Source organism: Actinomyces sp. HMSC065F11 (assembly GCF_001813085.1).
Classification (GTDB): Bacteria; Actinomycetota; Actinomycetes; order Actinomycetales; family Actinomycetaceae; genus Gleimia; species Gleimia europaea.
On the sequence record NZ_KV811482.1, the window covers coordinates 24,261 to 50,744 of the forward strand.

The following is a 26,484-nucleotide window of genomic DNA, read 5'->3' on the forward strand; positions in this document are numbered from 1 at the left end:
GCGTGCAAGAAACAGCGAATCAGTGGCTTATTGTTGGTTTGGGTAATCCGGGTCCAAAATACGAAAACAATCTGCACAACGCGGGTCGCATTGTGCTCCATGCGGTAGCTGACAATGCCGGCGCAACGTTCAGTAAGCACCGCGCTGGCGCGTATGTAGCAAATGCGCGTATTGGGATGCTTTCGGGAGGCAGGCCCGGGCCGGCCGCGATTCTTGCATACCCCGACTCGTACATGAATCTATCGGGCAACGCGGTATCGAAACTCATGCAGTTTTATGGGATAAAGCCGGACCACCTGCTGGTTGTGCACGACGAGCTTGACATCGAACCGCACGTTCTTCGCCTTAAACGAGGTGGTGGCGAGGGCGGACACAACGGGCTCCGCTCAATCTCGCAGCTGATTGGCACGAAGGATTACAACCGGTTGCGCTTTGGCGTGGGCCGCCCGCCTGGGCGAATGGACGCGGCAGCGTTCGTGCTTTCGGATTTCCCTAAGAAAGACCTGGATGAATGGGCGGTAACTGTCCGCTTGGCTGCGGATGCGATCGAGGATGTGGTTACCCTCGGTTTTGAACAGGCGCAACAAAAACTGCATACGGCCTAGTCCGGTTTCATGCAAGGAGCTGTTTTGAAAAAACTTCGCGGTCTACTTAGCGCTCTTGATGGTGACGAGGCGCTTGCCGCTGCCGCCCTTGCCCTGAACGAAGGGGGCAACCCCACGGTCATTGCCGCAGCTGGAGTGCGGGCTCCTCTGCTTGCTAAAGCGGCACTGCAGGAGGGGGCAAGGCCGCTGGTTGTGGTAACAGCTACCGGCCGGGACGCGGAAGAACTGGCCACCCACCTGCGCGGATATATCGACGGAGTGGAGGTGTTGCCCAGCTGGGAAACCCTACCGCACGAGAGGCTCAGCCCGCAGCGGGACACGATGGCCCGCAGGGTTGCGGTCATGCGGCGCTTGGCGCACCCCGAGGGCGAAGTTGGCTCGCGAACCGGCGCCATCAGAGTGCTGCTTGTGCCGCTACGCGCATTCTTGCAACCGGTGATCTCCGGTCTTGGGGACCTGGAGCCCGTGCGGCTTAGAGTGGGCGACACCGTTGATTTTGAAAGCCTGGCTAACCGCCTCATGAATCTGGGTTACGAGCGCACGGAAGTGGTGCAAAAGCGCGGCGAAATGGCCGTTCGCGGCGGGATTCTCGATGTATTTGCGCCCATTGATCCGTATCCGACTCGTATCGAAATGTTTGGCGATGAGGTTGACGACGTCCGCTACTTCTCAATTGCAGATCAGCGCGCGGTTGGCGCAGCTAAAGAGGGTCTGTGGGCGCCGGCTGCTCGTGAACTTTTGCTAACCGACGATGTGCGCGAACGCGCGCGCGAGGCCGTCGCGAAGCTACCGGGCGCGGGCCAGATGCTGGAGCTTATCAGCGAAGGCATCAACGTGGAAGGCATGGAGTCGCTCAGCCCCATCCTCGTAGGCGGCATGGAAACCGTGCTGGATCTCGTTGGCGCCGATTCGCAGGTGGTTATCATCGAGCCGCAACGCGTTGAATCGCGCACCGAAGACCTCGTTGCCACTACGCAAGAGTTCTTGGAGGCCGCCTGGACAGGCGCCGCGGCCGGTGGTGAGATTCCGCTTCAGGCCGGCAACGCGTCGTTCAAAACATTGACGCAAATGCGCTCGCTTGCGCGCAAACGCGGCTTTGGGTGGGCAGAGATTTCCACTCTTGCTCCAATGGAATTGGCCGACGCGCTTACCGACGCGCCGTCGGCGCACGCTTCGATTGTCGTGACGCCGAGCCTCATGCAGGTGGGCGCTCGTGACGTAAAGCCGTATCGCGGCAAGATTGACCAGGCCGCCTCTGACCTTGGGAAACTTCAAAAAGACAGCTGGAAACTGGTTGTAACCACGGATGGGCCGGGCCCGGCTAAACGTATTACAGCGGTGCTAAACGAAGCATTTGTGCCCGCAAAAATAGTCGAGGCGGTGTCCGAGGGGCTAGAGCCAGGCGTAATCGAAGTGCTGGCCGCCGGCTCAGGGCCGGGATTTGTAGCTGAGGAACTGAAGGTTGCGGTTGTTACCGAGACTGATCTGACGGGCAAGGCGGGCTCATCGACCGCGGAAATGCGAAAAATGCCGGCGCGCAGGCGCAAAGGTATTGATCCGCTGACGCTAGAAAAGGGCGACCTCATCGTCCATGAGCAGCATGGCATTGGCAAGTTCATTGAGATGGTTTCGCGCACCATTGGACGCGGCGAAGAGGCTGTGACGCGCGACTACTTGCTAATCGAGTACGCGCCCACCCGGCGCGGTCAGCCTGGGGACCGCCTCTACGTTCCAACCGATCAGCTGGATCAGGTTTCTAAGTATTCGGGTTCGGATCAGCCAAAGCTATCCAAGATGGGCGGGGCTGAATGGGCGAAGACCAAGGCCAAGGCGCGTAAAGCTGTTAAGGAGATCGCGGGAGAGCTGGTTCGTCTTTACGCCGCACGTAAGTCCGCGAAGGGCTACGCGTTCTCCCCCGATACGCCGTGGCAGCGCGAACTTGAGGACGCGTTCCCGTACGTGGAGACGCCGGACCAGCTGACCGTGATCGACGAGGTCAAAGCAGACATGGAAAAGCCGATCCCTATGGATCGCCTGCTTGGCGGCGATGTGGGCTACGGCAAGACTGAAATCGCGGTTAGAGCCGCGTTCAAGGCAGTGCAAGACGGCAAGCAAGTGGCTGTCCTCGTGCCCACCACCCTCTTGGTTCAGCAGCATCTGGAGACATTCCAGCAACGTTATGCGGGCTTCCCCGTAGATGTTGCGGCCCTATCTCGTTTCACTAGCGCGGCCGAGGGGGAGCGCATTCGCGAAGGTCTGCGCACCGGCCAGATCGACGTTGTGATTGGAACTCATTCCCTGCTTACAGGTTCGGTCCGCTTCAAGGACCTCGGCCTCGTTGTCATTGACGAGGAGCAGCGTTTTGGGGTTGAGCACAAGGAAACTCTGAAGCAGATGCGCACCGACGTGGACGTTTTGTCGATGTCAGCCACGCCTATTCCTCGTACTCTCGAAATGGCAATCACAGGCATCCGCGAAATGTCGCTCCTGGCCACCCCGCCAGAGGAGCGCCACCCAATCCTTACGTTTGTGGGGGCATATTCAGACCAGCAGGTTAGTGCCGCAATCAAACGTGAGCTTCTGCGTGATGGTCAGGTGTTCTACGTGCATAACTGCGTGGAAGATATCGGCAAGATCGCTGATCACATTCAAGAGCTCGTGCCCGAGGCGCGGGTTCGTATTGCGCATGGAAAGCTCGCTGAAGCTCAGTTAGAGCAGGTAATCGTGGACTTTTGGAATCGCGAGTTCGACGTCCTCGTATGCACCACGATTATTGAAACCGGTTTGGATATTTCTAACGCCAACACGCTCATCGTGGATCGTGCGGACGCAATGGGACTGTCGCAGCTTCACCAGCTACGAGGCCGTGTGGGACGCGGACGCGATAGGGGATACGCGTACTTCTTGTACCCGGCAGACAAGGTTCTGACCGAGACCGCACATGAGCGACTTTCAACGATTGCGGCTAATACCGATCTGGGCGCGGGCATCGCGGTGGCGCAAAAGGACTTGGAGATTCGCGGTGCCGGCAACCTGCTGGGTGGTGAACAGTCCGGACACATTGCGGGCGTGGGTTTCGATCTTTACGTGCGTATGGTTGCTGACGCCGTGGCAACCTATCGCGATGGGCAGCCTCCGAAACGTGAAGAGATGCGCGTCGAAATCCCCGTCGACGCGCACATCCCGCCGGGCTACATTGAGGGTGAGCAGCTTCGCCTCGAAACGTACGCAAAAATTGCGGCGTTGGGTTCACCCGAGGAGGCCCATGACCTGCGCGAAGAGCTTGTGGACCGCTACGGGAAGATTCCCGAACAGGTGCTACTGTTGTTCGCTATCTCTGGATTGCGCGAGTATGCACGCGACCTCGGTATTAAAGAGATCGTGGCGCAGGGGCGTTACATTCGATTTTCCCCCGTGGAGTTGCGTGATTCTCAAGCTCTGCGGCTAAAGCGACTGTATCCGGGCTCAATAATTAAAGGGGCTGTTCGCCAGATCCTGGTGCCCGCCCCAAAGTCCAAAAAACTTGATGGCCCGGCCATTGTGGACCAGGAACTACTTGATTGGACGCAAAACTTTTTGCAGGCAATCGTTGACTATTCACCTGACTCTAAAGGTCAACCCAGGTAGGGGCAAGAAAATGTTAAGGGAAACAGCGTAGAATCTGTACCAGATGGTTGAAAACGAAAGGACGCGTAACCGTGACACTTAAGTCAACATGGAAACGCATTGTAGTTGGCGCCGGCACAGTTTTGGCAACAGTTGCTCTCGCAGCCTGTTCCGCCCAGCCGGGTGTGGCGCTGAATATCGACGGAACCACCTATACGGAAGACGAAGTGAGCGAGGCTGCCCAACAGCTTTCGCAAATCAGCGGCCAGCAGTTCCCAACTGCAGGCGTGGTTTATGTGTTGGCGCAAGGGGAGGCAGTTCGCGAGGTTGCAAACCAGCATGGCGTTGAGTTCTCAGATGAAGATGCCCGTAATGCGCTGGCCTCGGTGCAGTCTCCCGGCGAGCCGGCTAATGCGGCTGCCGTTGGCGTTGTACGCATAAACCAGCTTTTGGTGCTCCTGCAGGGCAAAGTGGATCAGCAGGTGTTGGCGCAGGAAGTGGCTGAGGTGCAGAAGGGCAAGGACATTGAGCTCAACCCGAGGTACGGGGCATTAGATGAGAACAACGCTGTGTACGCGCCGAACCTGCAGGGCGTTGTACTCCCGCCACAACAGTAAGTTTTAAGAAGCATCGGCAGGGCCCTCACAGGACTTACACCCCGCTGATCTTCAACCTAGACCTAAGGGGAATGCAGATGGTCTGCAAAACCCTAATGAGGGAACGATAACTCGTTAAAAATAGTCCGCGACATTACCGGATCTATAGAAGGAGAAAAACATGGCACACATTGAGGCCATTGGTGCTCGCGAGATTCTTGACTCTCGTGGCAACCCGACTGTTGAAGTTGAAGTTCTGCTTGACGACGGCACCGTTTCGCGTGCAGCCGTTCCGTCGGGTGCTTCTACCGGCGCATTTGAGGCCGTTGAGCGTCGCGATGGTGACGACAACCGCTACATGGGCAAGGGTGTCGAGGATGCAGTTGAGGCAGTAACTGACGTTATTGCTCCAGAGCTGATCGATGAAGACGCCACTGAGCAGCGCCTGATCGATGAGATCATGATTGATCTCGACGGTACGGACAACAAGGGCAAGCTTGGTGCTAACGCCATTCTTGGTGTTTCGCTGGCCGTTGCTAAGGCTGCTGCAGAGTCGGCTGGCCTGCCGCTGTACCGCTACGTTGGTGGCCCGAACGCGCACGTCCTGCCCGTTCCGATGATGAACATCCTCAACGGTGGTTCGCACGCTGACACGAACGTTGACATTCAGGAGTTCATGATTGCTCCGATTGGTGCAGGTTCGTTCCGCGAAGCCCTCCAGTGGGGTGCTGAGGTTTACCACACGCTCAAGGGCGTCATTAAGGACCGCGGTCTTTCCACCGGTCTTGGTGACGAGGGCGGTTTCGCGCCGTCGCTTGAGTCGAACGCTGCAGCACTTGACCTCATTATTGAGGCAATCGAGAAGTCCGGCTACAAGCCGGGCAAGGACGTCGCCCTTGCTCTTGACGTCGCTTCTACCGAGTTCTTCAAGGATGGCAAGTACATGCTTGAGGGAGAGGGTCGCGACACCGAGTTCATGGTGAAGTACTACGAGAAGCTACTTGCACAGTACCCGCTAGTTTCGATTGAGGATCCGCTGTCTGAGGACGAGTGGGATTCTTGGATCAAGATGACCAGCGAGCTGGGCAACAAGGTTCAGCTGGTTGGCGATGACCTATTCGTAACCAACCCGGCTCGTCTTGCACGCGGTATCAAGGAGCATGCGGGTAACGCTCTGCTCGTGAAGGTAAACCAGATTGGTACCCTCACCGAGACGCTTGACGCTGTTGAGGCTGCACACCGTGCGGGCTTCAAGTCGATGACCTCGCACCGCTCCGGTGAGACCGAGGACACCACGATTGCTGACCTCGCTGTTGCAACGAACTCCGGTCAGATCAAGACCGGTGCTCCGGCTCGTTCTGAGCGCGTTGCTAAGTACAACCAGCTTCTGCGTATTGAGGAAGAGCTTGCTGACGCAGCGGTGTACGCTGGCCGTAGCGCTTTCCCACGCGCGAACTTCTAACTCTTTGTAGCAAGTGGTTTAACCGCTAGCTGACAGAGCATCGAGACGGGGTCTTCGGGCCCCGTCTCTTTTGTTTTACCCGCCGCCGGCGCGGTTTAGGCAACTTCGCTTAAGTTTTGTAAAACTAGAGGCATGAGTGAACGTAGGGTTAGCGGAGTTCGTCGTCCAACGATGCCTAAAGGCATGGGAAGCGGCGCGAAGAAAACTACCTCGCAATCCAAGCCCACCGGTATCGCGAGGAAGGGCGCACGGCTACACTCGTCAGCGGGAAGTAGCAGGCCGCGTTCGCGGGCAAGAAAGACCAGCGTCACCAAAACGGCAGAGGCTCCCGCCGCGGAGCGAAAGGTGTCGCTCAAAGCGTTCGCCTTGACTCTGACCCTAGTGGTCGCTCTTTTGGGCGTAACACAACCACTGCACCAGTGGTGGGCCCAGCAGCGTGAGTATCGTTCCGTTCTAATCCAAATCGAGCAGGCGAAGCAGACTAACGCCGAGCTGCAAGATCAGCTGGACCGGTGGGGCGACAAGTCTTACGTAGCCTCACAGGCGCGGGCGCGGCTACAGTATGTCCAGCCCGGCGAGACGCAGTATCAGGTGCTTGATGCACCCGGCATCGCGGATGGGATGGCAGATACCAAACCTGTTGAGGATCAGGGGCCGCCTCGGCCTTGGTACCTGGTGGTGGCTGATACTGCGGATGCTGCCGATGATGTGAATCAGCCGGTTCGCCTTGACCCGTCGGTGCACGTAAAGAAAAACGAGGAGTAGGCGTTGGATAAGACGCAAGATGTTGATCTGAAGATTCTTGAGCTTCAGTTGGGGCGCGAGCCGCGCGGTGTTTTAGGGATTGCGGCTAGGTGTGTTTGTGGCGCTCCATTGGTGGTAGCAACTGCGCCTCGCTTGGAAAATGGCAGCCCGTTCCCAACCATGTTCTACTTGACCCATCCCGCGGCCGTTAAGGGGTGTTCCGTCCTCGAGTCCAATCAGTGGATGGAGTTTTTGAATGAGCGTCTTGGTGATGATGAGCAGTTACGTAGTGAATACGCCGCTGCCCACCTCGCTTATATTGAGGCGCGTGACGCTGTGGAGAAAGTTGATGAGATCAGCGGTTTCTCGGCTGGAGGAATGCCGCAGCGCGTGAAGTGTTTGCATGCCCTGCTTGGCCACGCGCTTGCCGCTGGCCCGGGTGTAAATCCGATTGGAGATTGGACGCTGGCCAAGCTAGAAGAGATGGGGCTGTGGGACCAGAAGAAGTGTTCCTGTCTGCCGGGCCAAACTCCCGCTGATTTTGAAGGAGCGGACGCGTGAGTGAAAACTTCCCGTGGCTTTTGGGCCGCGAGGGCGGCAAGGTGGCAGCCATTGATTGTGGTACTAACTCCATCAGGCTTCTGATTGGCCACATGGAGTCCGGTTCGTTTGTTGACGACATGCGCACAATGGAAATCGTGCGGCTTGGAGAGGGCGTGGATCGTACCGGCTACCTCTCTGAGGCGGCGATTACGCGCACAGCTAACCAGGCGAAGGAATACGCGCAGATCTGCCGTGAAGCTGGCGTGAATAGACTGCGATTTGTGGCCACGTCTGCGAGTCGCGATGCGCACAATCGTGACGACTTCCGCGCAGCTATTAAAGACGCAGTGGGGATTGAGCCAGAAATTGTGGAGGGCAACGAGGAAGCTGGGCTCTCGTTCACCGGTGCGGTCTCGAGCTTGCACGAAGCTGAAAACCCCGTGATGGTGATTGATATCGGGGGAGGATCCACCGAGTTCGTGACGGGTTCTGCCGAAGCTGGCGTGCTCGGCGCGATCTCCATGAACATGGGATCGGTTCGTGTCACTGAGAAGTTCCCCGAAATAGCAGCCCCAAACCCGGATACGAGCCGGGCCGTAGCGTGGATTGACAGCTTGATTGACAAGGCTGCAGCGGCCGTGCCGTTCACTCAGGTGAACTCGCTAGTTGGCGTTGCCGGCACGGTTACCACCATTACCTGCCACGCCCTGGGGCTTAAAAAATGGGATCCAGAGGCCGTGCACGCGTCGCGCTTTAGTCTTCAGCAGATGGTGGATTCCTGCGACTACATGAGCAATGCCAGCGTGGATGAGCTTGCGCGACTGCCCTACATGCCGGCTGGACGCGAAGACGTCATTAGTGGCGGCGCGCTCATTTGGCGGCAAATAGTTTGCCGCGCAGCATCGGATAATCCGAAACTACGCGGCAACTGGGTTTCTGAGCACGACATCCTCGATGGAATCGCGCTGTCGATTATCTAGTTGATCCTCTAAGCAGATTACGAGGAGAGCGCGCGCAAGCGGTTTGCGGCCGCGCCGCGTGCATGCAGGTGAGCACGGTAGTGCACCGCGTAACCACCCGCGATGGCCGCAATCGCAGTACCCATCATGACGCCCATCTTGGCGTGCGGAATGTGAACCGAATCGGCGGGGAATGCGAGCCCCGCGATCAGTAGTGCCACGGTGAAGCCAATGCCGGCAAGCATTGCAATGGCCGCAATGTCGGGCATATCGACACCGGCACCCAGGCGCAGACGCGTGAACTTGGTTAGTAGCCAAACGGAACCCGCGATTCCCAGCAGCTTCCCGATTGGCAGGCCGAGGGAGACGCCAATCGCTACCGGGTCGGCAAGCGTCTCTACAATGCCGCCAGATTCCGAAACGTTCACGCCAGCTGCGAAGAATGCGAAGAAGGGAACGACCAGACCTGCTGAAATCGGATTGATCTTTTCTGCCAGGTGGTGGGACCACTGTGGCTCACCGTGCCTACGGACTGCGGGCACCAGCAAGCCCATCGCTACGCCCGCGATCGTGGCGTGCACACCGGATGCGTGCATGAAGCCCCACGCCACTGTTGCTACCGGTATCAGGAGCCACCAGTGCATGTGGCGGCGCTGGACCAAGAACCCGAATAGGGCAATGAGTGCCAAAGAAATGCCGAGGGCAATGAGATTCAGATCAGTGGAGTAAACCACAGCAATGATGATGATTGCGAGGAGGTCGTCAACCACAGCCAGGGTGAGTAGGAAGGTGCGTGCCGCAGGGGGCATGCCTTTGCCAAACACTCCGAGGAGCGCCACTGCGAACGCAATATCGGTGGCCGCGGGGATTGCCCACCCCGAGAACGCCTCGGAACCTGCAAAAATCTGCACCAGCAGGTACACCACGGCAGGGCCTACCATGCCAAAAACTGCGGCAAGCATGGGCAGAGCTGCTTCGCGAATGTCGCGAAGTGCACCGGTTACGAACTCGGTTTTCAACTCAAGACCAACCACGAAAAAGAAGATGGTCAAAACGCCATCTGCGGCCCAAGCGGAGATCGGCAAGTGCAGGTGCCAAGCCTGCGGGCCAAATGTGAAGTTAGCCATGGCCTCGTATATGAAGCCGATCGGTGAGTTTGCCCAAGCAAGCGCAAGTAGTGCCGCAACCACTAGGAGCATGCCCGCTTTCGTCTCGTCCGATACGAAGCGAACAAATGACTTGGGCAGATCTTTGACGCTCTTTAACGCGTGTGGTCTAGCGGCGTTGCGTTCTCGTTCAATTCGCCTAATTTGCGACGAAGAGAGGGCGAAGGGGCGTTGCATTCCCACATTTCCCGGCAGGTTGTGTGTTGACCTGCGCTTAATACTTGGGTCAGGGTTCACGCCGGGTCTTCTACGGCCGTCAGACCACATACGGATTACCTTTCTTTCAGATATTCGGTGCCTCGCGCGAGACACACCTTATCCTCGACTCTAATAAATCTGCCCGCCCCATGAGTGGACAAGATTAAAATGTGGGCGAAACCGTGCGATTTGTAACAGTTTGTACCTGCTTCGTGTTGTTTATTGGAAATGGGGCCGGCAGGCGCGTTTGGTGTAACCAGGCATTTTGCCCGTAGAATGGGCGCGAGCCCCCATAGCCCAATTGGTAGAGGCAGTCGACTTAAAATCGACCGAGTGCCGGTTCGAGCCCGGCTGGGGGTACCAAGTTGGCAGTTAAATGTTTCGGCCACGTGCAAAGTCCGTTATATTCATAGCAATTCACGAGACAGCTATATTTAGGAGCGGATGCATATGAGCGGTAATCCCGTGATGGTAGAGCTCGATAGGGAGATTTCTAAAACTCCCGCTGGATATCCAACGATGCCGGGCTACGAGCCGGGCCGCCCTGGTATGCAAGATGCGGGGTCGAGCCGATTTGATCCGCACGCTACAGCGCATCGCCCGCAGGAAACCGCTCCGGGTACCGCGCCCATGGATCAGTTTGAGGACGCCTACAGGGCTCCGGCCGCGGACGCGGTTAATACCGGGCGCATGACCTATGACGACGTGATTGTGAAGACGGGCTCGATGTTTGCCCTCGTGCTTCTAGGCGCGGTTGTGGCTTGGTTCGGGATTCGCATGTCGCCTTCCCTTGCCGTCCCGCTCGTGTTTGGCGGCATGATCGCCAGCCTCATCCTGGCAATGGTGAACATCTTCTCGAAGACGATTCGCCCCGGTCTGATTGCGGCTTACGCGGTTGCAGAGGGCCTCATGCTGGGCGCGTTTTCGCTACTGTTTGAGTTCCTGTATCCGGGTATCGTTTTGCAGGCAGTTATTGCAACGTTCGTGGTGATCGGGGTGGCTCTCGCGCTGTTCGCGTCCGGCAAGGTGCGTTACACCTCGCGCACAAACCGTTTTGTGTTGATTGGCCTTCTCTCGGTGCTGGGATACAACCTGGTGAACATGGTTTTGGTCTGGACGGGGGCTATAACCACGCCGTTTGGCCTGGGATCCATCACGGTGCTAGGAATCCCCCTCGGGGTGATTGTAGGCGGTCTCGCGATCGTGATTGGCACATACAGCCTTATTGGAGATTTTGATGTGGCAAAGCGTGGCGTCGAGGCCGGCGTACCCGCCGTTTTCGCCTGGCGTGTGGCTTTTGGAATCACCGTGACGGCCGTGTGGATTTATGTTGAGGTGCTGCGTCTGCTGGCAATATTGCGCTCTGCTGCAGGAGATTAAGTAGACTGACGCCATGAGTGAATTTTTGAAAGTATCCGATAACTTCTTGCGCAAGCCCACTATTGCGTTCCTTACCGAGGAGCCTCCCGCGGGTCTGCATGTTGAAGTGATTCGCGAGGGGGCGGGGGCTCCCATCACACCTGGTAACCAGATCGATGCGCACTACCTCGGTCAGGTTTGGAACGGCAACATGTTCGACAACTCCTATGATCGCGGCGAGCCGCTGTCTTTCACCGTTGGTATCGGCATGGTCATTCGCGGTTGGGATGAGGGCCTGATCGGTATTCGTGAAGGCTCGCGTGTTGTGCTGTCGATTCCGTCTGAACTTGGTTACGGCGATGCGGGTGTTCCGCAAGCCGGCATTGGCGGTGGAGACACGCTCGTGTTCGTGACTGACGTCGTTCGAGTCAGCTAGTTAAACCAATAGGTGAAGCGGCGGCCTTCAGTCCATTTTGGGCGAGGGCCGCCGCTTTGTTTTGCCCGCGTGGCTGGTTACGCGACGCGTCTTAAACGATGCCGATGGGGCAACTCATTCCGTTTGGTCCGTGGTTGCAGTACCCGTTTGGAATGTGGTGCAGGTAGGCCTGGTGGTAGCGTTCGGCAAGGTAGAACGTGCCGGCCTCGCCCTCACTAACAATCTCCGTGGTGATCTGCCCTTTGCCGTGCTCGCCTAGAACGTTTTGGAACGCGTCGCGGGTTGCTAGAGCAGCCTCGCGTTGGCTCTCATTCGTGTAGTAAATCGCGGAGCGGTACTGCGTGCCACGATCATTGCCCTGCCGATTGAGTGTAGTTGGGTCGTGGTTCTCCCAAAACACCTTCAGGATCTGTTCGGTGCTGATCTTGCGCGGGTCGTAAACCACACGGACGATCTCGGCGTGTCCAGTCTGTCCCGTGCACACTTCGTCATACGTGGGGTTTTCTGTGGTGCCACCCATGTAGCCAGCAGCTGTTGCAATTACTCCAGGCAGGCGCCACATGATGCGCTCCGCGCCCCAGAAGCATCCCATGCCTACATAGAGCACTTCATGTGGTTCATCCCAGGGGCCCTCTATGGGAGTGTTTAAAACGGGATGATTTCCGAGGTGGGAGGCAACCGGTGTGGTCCTGCCCGCGATAGTTCCGCTATGGGTAGCCATGTGAATACCTTTCTTCTGGTCACAACTTACATGTCTGCGGTAAATGCCGCGACCGCTTGTGCTTGAAAACAGCGGAAGCGGTATACTTCCTTGACGGCAAAATAAAGACTTTGGAGGTCACATGGCCAAGCGTCGTGCCACGCGAGTGAGCGATCTTTTTGATCGTTTTTCTGAACCCCTGTTGAGGGCTCGCGAGTCGATCCAACCCGAACCTGTACGAGTGGAGAGGATTGAGCCTGCTCCGCATTCGGATAGGCGAGTGCAAGATCATGTGAGCTGGCCGCTACAGGTTGCGGCCGCATGGTCTTGGCGGATGGTAATCGTTGTTTTTGCTCTGGGACTTGTCGCATATGGATTGTCGTACGTGACGGTCATTGCGATTCCGGTGGCGTTGGCACTATTGCTCGCCGTCTTGCTTGATCCGATTAATAGACTGCTTCACCGCAAGCTCGGTATGCCAAAGGCTGCTAGTGCCACGCTCAGTCTATTGATTGGTATTGGGGTTGTGGCGGGCCTGATCTCTTTGTCTTCCTCGCAAATTATTGCGCAGTTTGGCGATCTGGTTTCGCGCGCAACAGACGGCTTTTCAAGGCTAACTGAATGGCTTAGGACGGGGCCGCTTCCCATTGAGAGTGAAGCGGTTGATAAGTACTTAAATTCGCTTAATGACGAGATCATAAATGCGGTTCAAGACAACTCTCAACGTCTTGCTTCGGGGGCATTATCCATCACGGCCACGGTCGGTAATGTGTTCACCGGTGCCCTGATCGCGCTGTTCGTCCTGTTCTTCCTGTTGAAGGATGGACGCAAGATTTGGATCTGGTTCTTGCGTTGCATGCCAGAGCCTGCGCGCGTGCCGCTTCACGAAGCTGCGGTTCGTGGCTGGACCACGCTCGGTGCGTACGCGAAGGCGCAGATTCTCGTGGCCGCTATTGATGCTACGGGTATTGGTTTGGGCGCTTTCTTCCTGGGTGTTCCCCTGGCTATCCCGCTGGCTGTTCTGGTCTTCCTAGGCTCGTTCATTCCGATCGTGGGTGCATTCCTCACCGGCACCATTGCCGTGTTGGTCGCCTTGGTTGATCAGGGTCTCATGACCGCCGTGTTCATGCTGGTGGTCATCTTGGTGGTTCAGCAGCTGGAGGGAAACGTGTTGCAACCGTGGCTCATGTCGAACGCGGTTTCGCTTCACCCGGTTGCGGTGCTACTCGCGGTGGCGGCGGGTTCGTTCCTGTTTGGCATTGCGGGCGCGCTATTTGCCGTCCCGGTTTTGGCCTTCCTCAACACTTCGATTCTGTACCTGTATGGTTACGACAAGTTCCCGAATCTTGCCACAGACAATGACCGTGCGGGCGGGCCTCCCGGAAGTTTAGAAGAACAGCTTTTGACCTCCTACGATCCCAATATGCGTCGCATCGATCCGGAAGCCGAACCGGCAGAAACGGCCGACGAGGAAGAGGCGGATAACTCGAAGGTTAGCGAGCAAGTATCAGATTCTGTGAAGGCAGTGCTACAAGACTCCCCGGCCAAAAATGGTGAGGAATCCGCCGAGTAGTCCTCCTATCTTTAGAGAGGTGCTATCAGGTAGGTGAGCGCCGTCTTACCTAGTATCGCCAGGTCAAAATGCGATCTAGAGCGGACTAGCAGATAAAAATATTGGCGGTTCTAGGAATATTTCCTAGAACCGCCAATATTTATGTGTGCGTTATGTGCGCATTAGCCCTTGTACGGAACGGCGTCGATGATCTTCACCGCGATTTCCTTTCCGTTGGGCGCGTAGTAAGAGACGGTGTCGCCCTTCTTAGCACCCATGATGGCTTCGCCAAGAGGAGCATCAGGGGAGTAAACCTCGATCCCTAGTCCCGTGCCCGTCATACGCGAGCCGAGTAGAAACTCCGTGCGCTCGCCCAGGATTTCCGCGGTCACCATCATGCCGAGCTCAACGACGCCGTCATCAGCCGGCGTCTCTCCAACCTCGGCCTCTTTAAGAAGATTCTCAAGCTGCTGGATGCGCGTCTCGTTCATCGACTGCTCGTCGCGAGCAGCGTGGTAGCCGCCGTTCTCCTTAAGGTCGCCTTCCTGCCGTGCCTCGTCAATCTTTCGCGCAATCTCAGCGCGCAACTCCGTGGAACGGTGCGTGAGCTCTTCCTTGAGCCGGTCGTATGCTTCCTGCGTCAACCAAGTCTTTTCGGCCATTGGGCCCTCCCTACAAAACGAACGACGCCGCGACCCGGAAGTTGAAGTTCCAAGTCGCAGGCGCGAGACGTGATCACTCTAGCAAGTAAACCTGTGTTTAGGTAGCTGACAGCACCGCGATAAACGCGGCAACGCAATGAGTTGCCCATCCTGCAACCGTGAACGAGTGAAATATCTCGTGAAAGCCAAAAACGCGTGCGCTTGGCCCGGGCCATTTGAATCCATACACGAGGGCGCCGATTGTGTAGCAGATGCCACCGGCAACCAGTAGCCAAACAACCGCCGGACCACCCGCTTGCCATAGGTCTGGCAGGTACCAAAGCGCCACCCAGCCGAGCAGTACGTAGATCGGGGTTGTGAACCATCGCGGAGCGCTTGGCCAAAATACTGATGTGCCAATGCCTAGTGCGGCTCCGATCCAAACTATTAGCAGCACCTTGGTTGCTTGTGCCGGGCTTAGCAATGCCACACAGATTGGCGTGTAGGTTCCGGCGATGAGCAGAAAGATATTCGAATGGTCAAACCGGCGCAGAAGAGCATTGGCTTTGGGGCCCCAGTTTCCGCGGTGATACAGCGCGGACATTCCAAATAGGAGCAGGCTAGACACGAGGTATGCCACCGATGCCCACCTCGTGCCCGCGGTGGGGGCGAGGATTAGCAAGACGAGGGCGGCGGCGAACGCCAGTGGTGCCGCGACAAGGTGTATCCAACCGCGCATCAGCGGCTTGATGGAGGGGGGTGTGAGTGACCGCGACGAGTTCACATCTGGATCCGATAAGACGGTGTCACTAAGGGGGTGAGGCTGCATTTCTGCTCCATAACTTACGGTGTAGTAACTTAAGGTTACGCGAGAGTAAGTTAGTGGTCAAGGAGGCATTATCTTCAATCCCGATCAAACCTCATCTACTATCGAGGTAAGGCAAGCGTAAAATCATTTTTTGAAGGAGTGAGGGATGGAAAACCGTTTGTTATACAGCCTGTACGAAAAACGGCTGGTATCCGAACTCACTCCCGAGCGCTTGCCAAAGCATGTGGGCGTCATCCTCGACGGGAATCGCAGATGGGCGCGGGAAGGTGGCAATGCAACCGCCTACGGGCATCGCAAAGGTGCTGACAAGATCACCGAGTTCTTGGAGTGGGCCGATGAGCTTGGTATCAAGATCGTTACGCTCTGGATGCTTTCAACCGATAACTTAGATAGAGATGAAGCCGAACTTCGCCCGCTCCTCAAAATCATTGCGGAGGCCGCTAGGCGTCTGGCAGATGATGGGCGATGGAACCTGAAATATGTTGGCGACCTCTCGCTCTTGCCCGATGATATTCGAGACGAACTTGAAGACTGCCTAACCTGTGCAAAAGGCCGAGAACCGGGGTCTTTAGATGTGAATATTGCCGTCGGTTATGGCGGCAGGCACGAGATTACCGACGCTGTTCGCGCGCTGCTTCGCGCATACTCGCAAAAGGGTTTGAGTATTGACGAGGTGGCGGATGTCCTAACCGTGGATGACATTACCGACCACCTATATACCGCCGGTGTTCCAGACCCGGACCTCGTGATCAGAACGTCTGGGGAGCAACGGCTCTCGGGATTCCTGCTCTGGCAGTCAGTGCACTCGGAGTTCTATTTCACCGAGGCATACTGGCCTGACTTTAGGCGAGTTGATTTCTTGCGCGCACTCCGCGACTTCGGGCAGCGCGAACGCCGTCTGGGTAAGTAAAATCACTTTGCTGGCTACCTGTATTTTTTGTTGCGTTTGTGCAGAAAATACGAGCTTGGGTGGTTAAGTGAGCAAGTTTACATGTATGTCCGACCAATCAGTGATCACGTTAGGTATCGTTGTTGGTGAAGAGAAAAGTCAAATAATCGAAATCGGAGTGTTTAATGTCATTTGTCTCCGTCGACGAGCACGCTGGCCGTGAAAAAGTCGATTTTGCTGAGTGGGAAGGTTTCAACACCGGAAACTGGGACCGGGAAATCGATGTCCGAGACTTCATTCAACGCAACTACACCCCCTACCTGGGTGAAGCGGACTTCCTAGCTGGCCCAACGGAAAAAACTTTGCGTCTATGGCAGACGCTTGAGGAGAAGTACCTCTCGGAAGAGCGCAAGCGCCGCGTTTACGATGTTGATCTTGAAACTCCTGCGGACGTTGACGCTTTCGGTGCTGGTTACATCAGCGAGGATGACGATGTAGTGGTTGGCCTCCAGACCGATGTTCCGCTGAAGCGCGCGATGATGCCTGCCGGTGGGTGGCGCATGGTTGAAACCGCCATCAGGGAAGCCGGTAAAGAGCCGAATGAAGAAGTTAAGAAGATCTTCACTAAGTACCGCAAGACGCATAACGATGCGGTATTCGACATCTACACTCCACGCATCCGCGCGGCTCGCTCCTCGCATATCATCACGGGGTTGCCCGATGCATACGGTCGCGGCCGCATCATCGGTGATTACCGTCGCGTAGCGCTTTACGGCGTTGATTACCTGATCGCCCAGAAACAGGCTGACAAAGACCGCTGTGCGGACCAGCCTTTCTCGGAAGGCTGGGCTCGTGATCGCGAAGAAATTTCCGAGCAGATCAAAGCTTTGAACAAGCTGAAGAGCATGGCTTCGAAGTACGGATTCGACATTTCGCGTCCGGCCTCAACGGCTAAAGAAGCCGTGCAGTGGACCTACTTCGGCTACCTCGGATCGGTTAAGTCGCAGGATGGTGCCGCAATGTCGTTCGGTCGCCTGTCCGGCTTCTTCGACGCTTACTTTGAGCGCGATTTCGCTCGCGGCATCCTCACTGAGGAAGAAGCGCAAGAGATCATTGACGCGCTTGTTATCAAACTTCGCATTGTCCGCTTCCTGCGTACCGAAGCTTACGATCAGATCTTCTCTGGTGACCCGTACTGGGCAACCTGGTCCGACGGTGGTTTTGGCGAGGACGGACGCACGCTCGTAACGAAGACCTCGTTCCGCTTGCTCCAGACCCTGGTGAACCTCGGCCCGGCTCCCGAGCCGAACATCACGATCTTCTGGTCCCCCGAGCTTCCCGAGGGGTACAAGAAGTTCTGTGCGAAGGTCTCGATCGAGACATCCTCGATCCAGTACGAGTCGGATCACCAGATCCGCGACCGCTGGGGCGATGACGCAGCTATTGCATGCTGTGTATCCCCGATGAAGGTCGGCAAGCAGATGCAGTTCTTTGGCGCTCGCGTGAATTCCGCTAAGGCCCTCCTGTACGCCATTAACGGAGGCCGCGACGAGGTGTCCGGCAAGCTGGTTGTGCCTGACCATACTCCGGTTGAGGGCGATGGTCCGCTGGATTTTGATGAGGTATGGAAAAAGTACGAGCAAATGCTCGATTGGGTGGTCGGCACCTACGTTGAGGCGTTGAACATCATCCACTACTGTCACGACCGTTACGCCTACGAGTCCATGGAAATGGCGCTACACGACTCGCAGATCACCCGCACGATGGGTTGCGGTATCGCGGGCCTGTCGATCGTTGCGGACTCACTTTCTGCAATCAAGTACGCGAAGGTCACGCCCGTGCGTGATGAAACTGGCCTCGTAGTTGATTACGTAACCGAGGGTGAGTTTCCGCGTTACGGCAATGACGATGACCGTGCTGATGACATTGCGGCGACGATTGTTCACACCGTGATGGAGAAGATCAAGGCCATCCCGATGTACCGCAATGCAATCCCGACCCAGTCGGTGCTGACGATCACCTCAAACGTGGTTTACGGTAAGGCCACGGGCTCGTTCCCGTCGGGCCACCAGGCTGGCACGCCGTTCGCGCCGGGTGCAAACCCAGAAAATGGTGCGGACACGCACGGAATGCTTGCTTCCATGCTTTCCGTTGGCAAGCTCGACTACTCCGACGCGTTGGACGGTATTTCGCTTACCAACACGATCATTCCTTCGTCTTTGGGACGAAACCTGGAAGAACAGATTGAGAACCTCGTCGGTATCATGGATGCCGGCTTTATCAAGAAGGACTAACAAAATGACTGTAAAGAGCTTTGATGAACGCCTCGCATCGATGAAGGCAAACCGGGAAGCGACCGGCGGCGTTGAGGGCCTGTACCACGCCAACATTAACGTGTTGAACCGTGAGACCCTTGAGGATGCAATGGAGAACCCAGAGAAGTACCCGCAGCTTACCGTGCGCGTGTCGGGCTACGCGGTTAACTTCGTGCGTCTTACGCGCGAACAGCAGCTTGACGTGCTCTCTCGTACCTTCCACGCGGGTATGTAAGCAGATTGAGTGACGTAACTTCGGGGCGGGCTTCGCTTGCTGGATCTTCCGGTTACTCGGAAGGTTCAACGGGGGAATACCGCCCCGATCCTTTAGAATATGAGGTTCCCCGAGCGCAAGGTGCGGGGCTGAACGGTATTGCTGTTGCCCCGCACATGGAACGATCTGAACATTTCCAGGCAGTTCGTGAAGGCAAGCTGGGGTCGGTGCACTCGTGGGAGCTTGTGACCGCAATGGACGGGCCGGGAACACGGGCAACCGTGTTCTTCTCCGGCTGTCCTCTGCGTTGCGTGTACTGCCACAACCCAGACACGCTGTATATGCGCAAGGGAACGCCAGTTCTGCTTGATGACCTCATGGATCGTTTGCGTCGGTACAAGACGATCTTCAAGGTGACTGGCGGGGGCGTAACCTTTTCCGGTGGCGAGCCGCTCATGCAACCCGCGTTCCTTGCCAACCTGCTTCGCGCGTGCAAGGAGGAGGGGATTCACACCACGATCGACACGTCGGGGAATCTGGGCGTGAACTGCTCGGATAGCATGCTTGCCGATATTGATCTAGTGCTTTTGGATGTTAAGGCCGGGGACCAAGAAACGTACTTCAAAACCACCAAAGCGCAACTGGAGCCAACCATCGCGTTCGGCAATAGGCTTGCGGAGATTGGCAAAAGGGTGTGGGTTCGTTTTGTGCTAGTTCCAGGGCTTACGGATAAAAAAGAGAACATCGAGGCAGTGGCTGACATCGTGGCAGGCTGGCCCAATGTTGAACGTGTTGAGGTACTACCGTTCCACCAGATGGCGCGAGACAAGTGGGACGCGCTTGGCATGGAATACGAGTTGGAAGACGTAGAGCCTCCAACGCCAGAAGAAACCGAAGCTGCGCGAGAAGTATTTCGTTCCCGCGGGATCGAAACCCACTAGTTCAGTCAGTAACGGTCTTAAGCTCGTTGCATTTGAGCAGATACACCCATATGGAAACGGCGGTTCAAATCTGAACCGCCGTTTTGTGTTGCCCTATCTACTTGGTGGATTAGATGAGTTCTTTCTTCCACGGCGGGTTTGCGCCGGCACGTGACACCGTGATCGCAGATATCGACCCTGCTCGGCCAAGCATGCGAATAACGCATTCGCGATCAATGTGAGCAAGTGCGTAACGATTGTTTGCTCCCAGCAGGTTTTCGCTCCAGAGCGCATCGATGAGTCCGCCCATGAACGAGTCTCCTGCTCCAACCGTGTCCACTACCTTCACATCGGCTGCGGGAAGGTGTACAGCTTCGTCGCCGAAGTATGCGCTTACGCCCTCGCCACCTCTGGTTACAACTACCAGGGCGGGCCCCAGCTCTAACCATTCGCGGGCCACCTGGTCTATGTCGGAGTTTCCAGTTAGCCACTCAGCGTCTTCGTCGGACATTTTTACTACGTCAGCGAGGCGGACGCATTCCTTGATGCGTTCGTATGCCTTAGCGGGATCTCCCATGATGGTAGGCCGCGCGTTGGGATCGTAGGTTACGGTGGCTACTTCGCGCGCTCCTTCCAAAAGCCGCACGACATCGCTACCGCCCGGTTCCAGGGTTGCGGCAATAGAGCCGGAGTGTACAACCACGGTATCGTCACCGATCTCGCACTTGGGTAGCTTCCACTCGATGTCGAACGTGTAGGTTGCGGCGCCTGTTTCGTCGAGCCTGGCTAGAGCGGTAGAGGTCTTTTCGGCACGCATCGACTCTTCTGAGACGACCACGTTGGACTCTTCCAGGTGCTTGCGCACGAGCTGGCCGCGCGCATCTGAGCCCAGCCACGTGAGTAGGCGAGCATTGCGGTCAAGCCGGCCGAGTGTAAGAGCAACGTTTGCGGGAGACCCGCCAGGAATTTCTTTTGACTCACCGCGCTGGGGAACAACAATGTCCACCAGGGCTTCGCCGATTATCAGTGCGTTTGGATTAATCATTGGACTTCCATACTCTCGAGATTTTGATCTCAGTGTATATGTTCACCCTGGGCGCGGTTTGGCCCTTTCAATCTCTGAACGTATGCCGATCGCAGATGAGGGAACCGTTGGGTACTGCCCGGTATCCGGAGGTTTTGAGCTCTTACTGAGATGAGCCTTCGCTACTCTGCCGTAGTTTCATGAGCGGGGGACGAGTCGGCGCGGGCTTGTTCAATGCGCTGTTCTGCAGCGCTCAAAACAGCATGACAGCGTGCGGCAAGAGCTTCACCGCGCTCCCAAAGAGTAAGCGTCTCCTCCAGCGGAGTTTTCCCGCTTTCAAGCATCTTCACAATCTGTACCAGCTCATCGCGGGCCTGCTCGTATGAAAGCTGACCGGGGTCAATCAACTTTTCCTTATCCATTTTCTCTCTCCTCTTTTGTAAAGTATCTAGTTCGTTGTGGGGGAATCTGATTTTGCAGACTGGTCCGCTTCATCCACCCCATGCGCGGGCTGGGTTCCAAACACGGTTGCGATCATGGAGCCACGGGCAAGCATAATTTCCAAAATGTCACCCTTCTTCACACTCGCAGAGTCTTTAACAAGGCCAACGCCGGGAGCTTTAACAATCGAGTAACCACGCTCCAAAGTGGCCTGCGGCGAGAGCGCCCGCAAGGTCGCGGCTGCCTCAACAAGGCCAGCGCGCTCGCGGTCGATGCGCGCACTCACAAAGTGGCGCATGTTCGTAACCGCCTGAGTTAGCCCAGTCTTGTAGATCTGTAGAGAGCCGGTTGGCTCTTTCAACACGGGCCTGTCTTTTAACAGGTTGAGGTACTCGCTCTCGCGCTTGATCTGCATCTGCGCGCGTGAGCGAATGCTTTCCAACGCGCGCGCGAGATTTGCGTGTTCTTCTTTCAGATCGGGCACGACTTTACGCGCGGCGTCGGTTGGAGTAGATGCGCGCACGTCTGCGACGAGATCCAGTAGGGGAGCGTCACCCTCGTGCCCGATTGCCGAAACTACGGGCTTGTTAGCTTTGAATGCGGCTCGGATGATGCGCTCATCGGAAAAGGGAAGCAGGTCTTCAACAGATCCACCTCCGCGCGCAACGATGATGACGTCCACGGTTTCAATCGCATCGAGCTCTGCGATGGCTGCACTAACTTCGGGAGGACAGTTGGGGCCTTGTACGAGTACTTCGCGGATTTCGAAGCGTGCGCCGGGCCAACGCGCCATAGCGTTCACAAGCACGTCGTCTTTAGCTTTCGCGTTTCGCCCGCAAATGAGGCCGATGGTGCGAGGAAGAAAAGGTAGAAGCTTCTTGTGTTCGGCGTTGAACAGGCCCTCGGCTTGCAGTTTCTGGCGCAGTTGCTCGATCTGTGCCAGTAGGTCGCCAACTCCAACCGGGTGAATTTCGCTAGCTTGCAGGTTGAGCCGCCCAGAGCGTTCCCAGAACGTGGGTTTTACGTATGCAACTACGCGTGTACCCGCTTGGACAGCTCCGCCCGTTCTTTGAAGGACTCCGCCAAAAACCGTTACATCCATTGAGACGTCCTCATCTACGTCTCTGATGGTTAGGAATGACATGCGGGTGGAGGGGCGCTCGTTGAGTTGAACGATTTGGCCTTCAACCCACAGGGCGGACATGCGGTCAATGTACTGCTTCATGTTCTTAGAGAGCAGGGCAAGAGGCCACGGGTTTTCCCGAGTGGTTTCGCGCGCTACTTTTGCAAGCGCTGGTTTGTCCGCGCCGCGACTCGGCGTGGTCCTAACTTCCATGCTTCCCCCTGTGAGCGCCCACCAGCGCCATGTCGTGTTGTTGCCTTCTAGTTTACGAAACACGTGGGACATAAATTGTTTCAGTTTGTTACGGGCGGCAAGTTCGCCAGTTTGCGGCTATCTTAGAGGCGTGAGTGACGTATTCGGTAAAAGAATTTTGTTGGCCTCCCCGCGCGGATACTGCGCGGGCGTGGACCGTGCGGTAGATGCGGTGGAGAAGGCTTTGGACTTGTACGGTCCGCCGATCTACGTGCGTAAAGAAATTGTGCATAACCGCTACGTGGTAGAGACCCTGTCTCGTCGCGGCGCGATTTTTGTGGAAGAAACACATGAGGTGCCCGAGGGGGCGCGCGTGGTGTTTTCCGCGCACGGCGTGTCCCCGCAGGTGCATGAAGAGGCAGCGCAGCGCAGGCTTTCCACGATTGATGCGACGTGTCCGCTGGTCACGAAGGTGCATAAGGAGGCTGTGCGCTTCGCGAAGCAGGATTACGACATCATTCTTGTTGGCCACGAGGGGCACGAGGAAGTTGAGGGCACGTACGGTGAGGCTCCGGATCACATTCAGATTGTGGGCACGCCGGATGAAGTGGATAACGTGACGGTGCGTGACCCGAACAAGGTGGTGTGGCTGTCTCAAACCACGCTTTCGGTCGATGAGACGATGGAGACGGTGCGCAGGCTGCGCGAGCGCTTCCCGGTTTTGATGGACCCGCCGTCGGATGACATTTGTTATGCAACGCAGAACCGGCAAGAGGTTGTAAAGACTATCGCGCCACAGGCTGATTTGATGATTGTGGTGGGCTCGGCAAATTCTTCGAATTCGGTGCGTTTGGTTGAGGTGGCACTGGATGCGGGAGCGAAGTCGGCCTACCGGATCGATGAGGCCGCCGAACTGGATCTGGCGTGGCTGGAAGGCGTTGAAACGGTTGGTATTACATCGGGTGCTTCGGTGCCGGACATTTTGGTACGCGAAGTGATTGAGCGGTTACAGTCACTTGGGTTTGGCGAGGCTGAGGAAGTCCGTACGCGCACGGAGACGATCACCTTCGCACTTCCGCGCAACCTGCGGCAGGCGCTTAAACGCGAGGGTGCTGACGCGGAGGATGCAACGGGTAGGCGCACGCCGGGCCCGGACCACACCTGCTGACGCGGCTACCCGCCGTTATTCTTGGGATGAGGACAGGCTTCTCGCGGCCTTGTCTATGGGGCGAGGAGCAGGCTTGATGGAGCGCTCTAGGCTGGCGATGTTGATTGCTGTTACTCCCAATCGGCTCTCGAACGATCCAATGGTCCGGTTGTAGTTCTCAACTGCGGATTGAAGGGAACTGCCCAGTTTCCCGAGGTGTTCACCAAGCACATTTATGCGTTCGGTGAGGGTGCGTCCAAGCTCAAGGATGTCGCGCGCATCCTGCTCTAGGGAATCTTTTGCCCACGAGTATCCAACCACTCGCAGTAGCGTGTGGAGGGCGGAGGGGCCAGCGACAATGATGCCTTTGTGAAGGGCGTCGTCAAAAAGGGCAGGGTCAGCTTCGAGTGATGCAGAGATGAGCGCTTCAGAGGGCATGTATAGGACCACTAGGTCCAAAGAGCCAGCAATGACCTCGCTGTAGCGCCGGTTTGCCAGCTGGTTCACGTGGGAGCGCACCGCGCTGGCATGTGCTCTTAAAGCGCTCGAATCTTCCTCGTCAATGGCTTTCAGGTAGGCGTCCAGGGGAACTTTCGCGTCGATTACGAGAGCACCCTCGCCCGGCAGGTTCACTACGACGTCTGGCCGCGCCGGGCCAACCTGCATTTGCTCGAGGAAGTCAATGCGGTTAGTCAGGCCCGACATTTCAAGCACGCGGCGCAAGGAGAGCTCACCCCAAGATCCGCGAGTGGGAGAGGACCTTAGCGCTGTATCGAGCTTTTGTGTGGCGGCAAGAACCTCGCGCCCGGTTTTCTGGCTGAGACCAAGTTCGGAGATGACCCAGTCGAGTTGATGCTTTTGCGCCGCATCCATTTGCCCAACTCGCGCATCAATGGCATGTAGTGCCTGATTTAGCGGTGCTAGCTCTTTAGAAATCTGGTAAGCCAAAGCGTCACGCGCTACGCCCTCGTTCTCGGGGGTGCTCGGGCGCGGCTGGGCGTACCGGCCCGCAAAGTATCCGCTAACGAGTCCGACTACCAGCAGTATTAAAGAAATGATCCAGCCAATTGTTGTCATGGTTCTATTAGACCGGATGGGGCGGACAAAATTTTGGACGTCCTGCCTCGCAATTTTTTAATCAACGCCCGTGGCCTAAACTATAGGCGTGGCTTTGACTATTGGTATTGCAGGACTTCCAAACGTTGGGAAGTCGACGTTGTTCAACGCGCTCACTCGCGCAACCGTTCTAGCAGCGAACTACCCATTCGCAACGATTGAGCCGAATATTGGTGTGGTTCCACTCCCGGATGAACGGTTGAAAGAGCTTGCCGGCATTTTCGGGTCCGAAAAGATCATTAATGCGACTGTGTCTTTCGTTGATATTGCGGGGATTGTGCGGGGTGCTTCCGAAGGTGAGGGCTTGGGCAACCAGTTCCTCGCTAATATTCGTGAGGCCGACGCGATCTGTCAGGTAACGCGCGCGTTTGCCGATCCTGATGTTGTCCACGTAGACGGTAAAGTGTCGCCCAAGGACGATATCGAGACGGTCTCAACTGAGCTCATGCTTGCCGACATGCAAACCCTTGAACGTCAGCTACCGAAGCTTGAAAAAGAAGTGCGGGGCAAGCGCATTGAGCCGGAGTACTTGTCTACCGCGCAGGCGTGTCTCGAAATGCTGGAGCGAGGCACACTCATCTCCGCAGGTATGAAGGCTGCTGGCCTTGACCCGGCCATCGTTAAGTCGTTCCAGCTGATGACTGCGAAGCCTTTTATCTATGTATTTAACATGGACAGCGAGGGCCTTGAGGACGAGGCGAAAATGGCGGAGTTGCGCGAACTTGTTGCTCCGGCGGAGGCCGTGTTCTTGGATGCCCAGTTTGAGTCGGAGCTGGTGGAGCTTGACGAGGACGAGGCTCGCGAGATGCTTGGCGAGGTTGGTCAGGAAGAATCTGGCTTGGATAAGCTTGCGCGGGTTGGTTTTGACACGCTTGGTTTGCAAACCTATTTGACAGCTGGCCCGAAGGAAGCTCGGGCGTGGACGATCCGCAAAGGCTGGACGGCGCCCCAGGCTGCTGGCGTGATTCACACGGACTTTGAGCGCGGCTTTATTAAGGCCGAGGTCGTCTCGTTCGCGGACCTAGTGAAGGCCGGCTCGATCGCGGAGGCCCGCGCTGAAGGCCTGCTACGCTTGGAAGGCAAAGACTACGTGATGCAAGACGGCGACGTGGTTGAATTTAAGTACAACGTGTAGCTAAGGGCCTTATTAATAGCGTTTGACAACACGCGCTCCTATTTGCCGTCGTATCTCACGAGACGCTGACGTGGATGGCCGCACCATCGACCTGCAGCCTCAGGACTGTGAAGTCATTGCAAAGCAGCGTGGCTTGCACGTTGGACATAGGACATAACGACGTCGATCAGTCCATTTCCGCGTCAAAGAAGAATGTGGCTCGCCCCAACTACGACGCCATGGTGGCATCCCTCGAACGCGGCGAAATCGACGCGATCATCTGCTGGGACCTCGCTGGACAGTCCGATCGGTCGGACAGAATTACTCCCGCACCCCAGCGTAATCAGGGGTGCACCTTAAAAACATTCGGAGGTGGGGGTAACTCCCCCTCGTTGCCCAGAGACAAAATACGCCAGTGGCGTCTGTATGACGCCCCGAAGGTAGGACAAATTCCAATCCAGAGAGGTCTTGCACTGTTGCGGTGCGGTTGTCTTCTTTCTCACCGTATTGCACCCTGTGAGATTAATTGGATACGATAGAACCATGTTGATTTCAGGTTCCGTTTTCATGCGGCCGCTCACCAACCGCTAAGG

General features: G+C 56.7%; 25 protein-coding genes and 1 tRNA gene. 18 read left to right on the forward strand and 8 right to left on the reverse strand.

The window, feature by feature from the left end; all coding sequences use genetic code 11:
• Window positions 1–2: 2 nt before the first annotated feature.
• From pth to HMPREF2891_RS06585, 7 genes are all read left to right on the forward strand, one after another.
• Window positions 3–605 (forward strand): aminoacyl-tRNA hydrolase, encoded by a 603-nt coding sequence (gene pth, locus HMPREF2891_RS06555; RefSeq protein WP_070621016.1) that lies wholly within the window; start codon window positions 3–5, stop codon window positions 603–605.
• A gap of 24 nt (window positions 606–629) precedes the next feature.
• Window positions 630–4,232 (forward strand): transcription-repair coupling factor, encoded by a 3,603-nt coding sequence (gene mfd / locus HMPREF2891_RS06560; protein WP_148131735.1) that lies wholly within the window; start codon window positions 630–632, stop codon window positions 4,230–4,232.
• A gap of 71 nt (window positions 4,233–4,303) precedes the next feature.
• Window positions 4,304–4,828 (forward strand): hypothetical protein, encoded by a 525-nt coding sequence (locus tag HMPREF2891_RS06565; RefSeq protein WP_070664608.1) that lies wholly within the window; start codon window positions 4,304–4,306, stop codon window positions 4,826–4,828.
• Between the two features lie 160 nt (window positions 4,829–4,988).
• Window positions 4,989–6,269: a phosphopyruvate hydratase gene (gene eno, locus HMPREF2891_RS06570; RefSeq protein ID WP_070664610.1), complete on the forward strand. Its 1,281-nt coding sequence runs from the start codon at window positions 4,989–4,991 to the stop codon at window positions 6,267–6,269.
• A 132-nt stretch (window positions 6,270–6,401) separates the two neighbouring features.
• Window positions 6,402–7,034 (forward strand): FtsB family cell division protein, encoded by a 633-nt coding sequence (locus tag HMPREF2891_RS06575; RefSeq protein WP_083311288.1) that lies wholly within the window; start codon window positions 6,402–6,404, stop codon window positions 7,032–7,034.
• Window positions 7,035–7,037: 3 nt separating this feature from the next.
• Window positions 7,038–7,574, forward strand: a complete 537-nt coding sequence (locus HMPREF2891_RS06580; RefSeq protein ID WP_070664614.1) for a DUF501 domain-containing protein — start codon at window positions 7,038–7,040, stop codon at window positions 7,572–7,574.
• The gene (locus HMPREF2891_RS06585; protein ID WP_315940658.1) at window positions 7,571–8,536 is read left to right on the forward strand and encodes a Ppx/GppA phosphatase family protein; all 966 of its coding nucleotides are present in this window, start codon (window positions 7,571–7,573) and stop codon (window positions 8,534–8,536) included. Before HMPREF2891_RS06580 ends, HMPREF2891_RS06585 begins: the two co-directional genes overlap by 4 nt.
• Before the next feature lie 17 nt (window positions 8,537–8,553).
• Here the strand turns inward: HMPREF2891_RS06585 and nhaA are convergent, their stop codons facing one another.
• A complete protein-coding gene (gene nhaA / locus HMPREF2891_RS06590) occupies window positions 8,554–9,918 on the reverse strand; it encodes a Na+/H+ antiporter NhaA (protein ID WP_261666848.1) in 1,365 nt (454 codons plus the stop codon).
• A 247-nt stretch (window positions 9,919–10,165) separates the two neighbouring features.
• Here nhaA and HMPREF2891_RS06595 point away from each other — a divergent pair.
• The 3 genes from HMPREF2891_RS06595 to HMPREF2891_RS06605 all read left to right on the forward strand — a co-directional run bounded on the left by HMPREF2891_RS06595 (window position 10,166) and on the right by HMPREF2891_RS06605 (window position 11,674).
• Window positions 10,166–10,242 (forward strand) — tRNA-Leu (locus HMPREF2891_RS06595).
• An 87-nt stretch (window positions 10,243–10,329) separates the two neighbouring features.
• Window positions 10,330–11,259, forward strand: coding sequence for a Bax inhibitor-1/YccA family protein (locus HMPREF2891_RS06600; protein ID WP_070621002.1), 930 nt, complete (start codon window positions 10,330–10,332; stop codon window positions 11,257–11,259).
• 13 nt (window positions 11,260–11,272) lie between these two features.
• Complete coding sequence (locus HMPREF2891_RS06605) at window positions 11,273–11,674, forward strand: FKBP-type peptidyl-prolyl cis-trans isomerase (RefSeq protein ID WP_070621000.1); 402 nt, start codon at window positions 11,273–11,275, stop codon at window positions 11,672–11,674.
• Window positions 11,675–11,765: 91 nt separating this feature from the next.
• On the opposite strand, the gene msrA is transcribed toward HMPREF2891_RS06605, so the two are convergent.
• Window positions 11,766–12,395: a peptide-methionine (S)-S-oxide reductase MsrA gene (gene msrA / locus HMPREF2891_RS06610; protein ID WP_070664618.1), complete on the reverse strand. Its 630-nt coding sequence runs from the start codon at window positions 12,393–12,395 to the stop codon at window positions 11,766–11,768.
• A 121-nt stretch (window positions 12,396–12,516) separates the two neighbouring features.
• On the opposite strand from msrA, the gene HMPREF2891_RS06615 reads away from it, so the two are divergent.
• Window positions 12,517–13,947 carry an AI-2E family transporter gene (locus HMPREF2891_RS06615; protein WP_070620997.1) on the forward strand — a complete coding sequence of 477 codons (1,431 nt, stop codon included), beginning with the start codon at window positions 12,517–12,519 and terminating at the stop codon, window positions 13,945–13,947.
• Window positions 13,948–14,108: 161 nt separating this feature from the next.
• Here HMPREF2891_RS06615 and greA read toward each other — a convergent pair whose 3' ends face one another.
• Both greA and trhA read right to left on the reverse strand, forming a co-directional pair.
• Window positions 14,109–14,588, reverse strand: coding sequence for a transcription elongation factor GreA (gene greA, locus HMPREF2891_RS06620; protein ID WP_034509328.1), 480 nt, complete (start codon window positions 14,586–14,588; stop codon window positions 14,109–14,111).
• A gap of 97 nt (window positions 14,589–14,685) precedes the next feature.
• On the reverse strand, window positions 14,686–15,396 hold the full coding sequence (gene trhA / locus HMPREF2891_RS06625; protein ID WP_083311289.1) for a PAQR family membrane homeostasis protein TrhA: 711 nt from the start codon (window positions 15,394–15,396) through the stop codon (window positions 14,686–14,688).
• Between the two features lie 145 nt (window positions 15,397–15,541).
• On the opposite strand from trhA, the gene HMPREF2891_RS06630 reads away from it, so the two are divergent.
• The 4 genes from HMPREF2891_RS06630 (at window position 15,542) to pflA (ending at window position 19,755) form a co-directional block, all read left to right on the forward strand.
• Window positions 15,542–16,306 carry an isoprenyl transferase gene (locus HMPREF2891_RS06630; protein ID WP_070620995.1) on the forward strand — a complete coding sequence of 255 codons (765 nt, stop codon included), beginning with the start codon at window positions 15,542–15,544 and terminating at the stop codon, window positions 16,304–16,306.
• 164 nt (window positions 16,307–16,470) lie between these two features.
• Window positions 16,471–18,579, forward strand: a complete 2,109-nt coding sequence (locus tag HMPREF2891_RS06635) for a pyruvate formate lyase family protein (protein WP_070664620.1) — start codon at window positions 16,471–16,473, stop codon at window positions 18,577–18,579.
• Between the two features lie 4 nt (window positions 18,580–18,583).
• Window positions 18,584–18,835, forward strand: a complete 252-nt coding sequence (grcA2, locus tag HMPREF2891_RS06640) for an autonomous glycyl radical cofactor GrcA2 (RefSeq protein WP_034509318.1) — start codon at window positions 18,584–18,586, stop codon at window positions 18,833–18,835.
• Between the two features lie 5 nt (window positions 18,836–18,840).
• Window positions 18,841–19,755: a pyruvate formate-lyase-activating protein gene (pflA, locus tag HMPREF2891_RS06645; protein ID WP_070664622.1), complete on the forward strand. Its 915-nt coding sequence runs from the start codon at window positions 18,841–18,843 to the stop codon at window positions 19,753–19,755.
• A gap of 109 nt (window positions 19,756–19,864) precedes the next feature.
• Here pflA and HMPREF2891_RS06650 read toward each other — a convergent pair whose 3' ends face one another.
• The 3 genes from HMPREF2891_RS06650 to xseA all read right to left on the reverse strand — a co-directional run bounded on the left by HMPREF2891_RS06650 (window position 19,865) and on the right by xseA (window position 22,535).
• On the reverse strand, window positions 19,865–20,779 hold the full coding sequence (locus HMPREF2891_RS06650; protein ID WP_070664624.1) for a carbohydrate kinase family protein: 915 nt from the start codon (window positions 20,777–20,779) through the stop codon (window positions 19,865–19,867).
• A 161-nt stretch (window positions 20,780–20,940) separates the two neighbouring features.
• On the reverse strand, window positions 20,941–21,180 hold the full coding sequence (locus tag HMPREF2891_RS06655; protein ID WP_070620989.1) for an exodeoxyribonuclease VII small subunit: 240 nt from the start codon (window positions 21,178–21,180) through the stop codon (window positions 20,941–20,943).
• A gap of 26 nt (window positions 21,181–21,206) precedes the next feature.
• Window positions 21,207–22,535: an exodeoxyribonuclease VII large subunit gene (gene xseA / locus HMPREF2891_RS06660; protein ID WP_070664626.1), complete on the reverse strand. Its 1,329-nt coding sequence runs from the start codon at window positions 22,533–22,535 to the stop codon at window positions 21,207–21,209.
• Between the two features lie 130 nt (window positions 22,536–22,665).
• On the opposite strand from xseA, the gene HMPREF2891_RS06665 reads away from it, so the two are divergent.
• Complete coding sequence (locus tag HMPREF2891_RS06665) at window positions 22,666–23,682, forward strand: 4-hydroxy-3-methylbut-2-enyl diphosphate reductase (protein ID WP_070664628.1); 1,017 nt, start codon at window positions 22,666–22,668, stop codon at window positions 23,680–23,682.
• Between the two features lie 15 nt (window positions 23,683–23,697).
• Here the strand turns inward: HMPREF2891_RS06665 and HMPREF2891_RS06670 are convergent, their stop codons facing one another.
• On the reverse strand, window positions 23,698–24,738 hold the full coding sequence (locus HMPREF2891_RS06670; protein WP_070664630.1) for a DNA recombination protein RmuC: 1,041 nt from the start codon (window positions 24,736–24,738) through the stop codon (window positions 23,698–23,700).
• Window positions 24,739–24,826: 88 nt separating this feature from the next.
• Between HMPREF2891_RS06670 and ychF the strand changes: the two genes are divergently transcribed.
• The gene (ychF, locus tag HMPREF2891_RS06675) at window positions 24,827–25,912 is read left to right on the forward strand and encodes a redox-regulated ATPase YchF (RefSeq protein ID WP_070664632.1); all 1,086 of its coding nucleotides are present in this window, start codon (window positions 24,827–24,829) and stop codon (window positions 25,910–25,912) included.
• 74 nt (window positions 25,913–25,986) lie between these two features.
• Entirely contained in the window at window positions 25,987–26,430 is a 444-nt protein-coding gene (locus HMPREF2891_RS09775; protein ID WP_223845690.1) for a recombinase family protein, read from the forward strand.
• Window positions 26,431–26,484 lie beyond the last annotated feature (54 nt).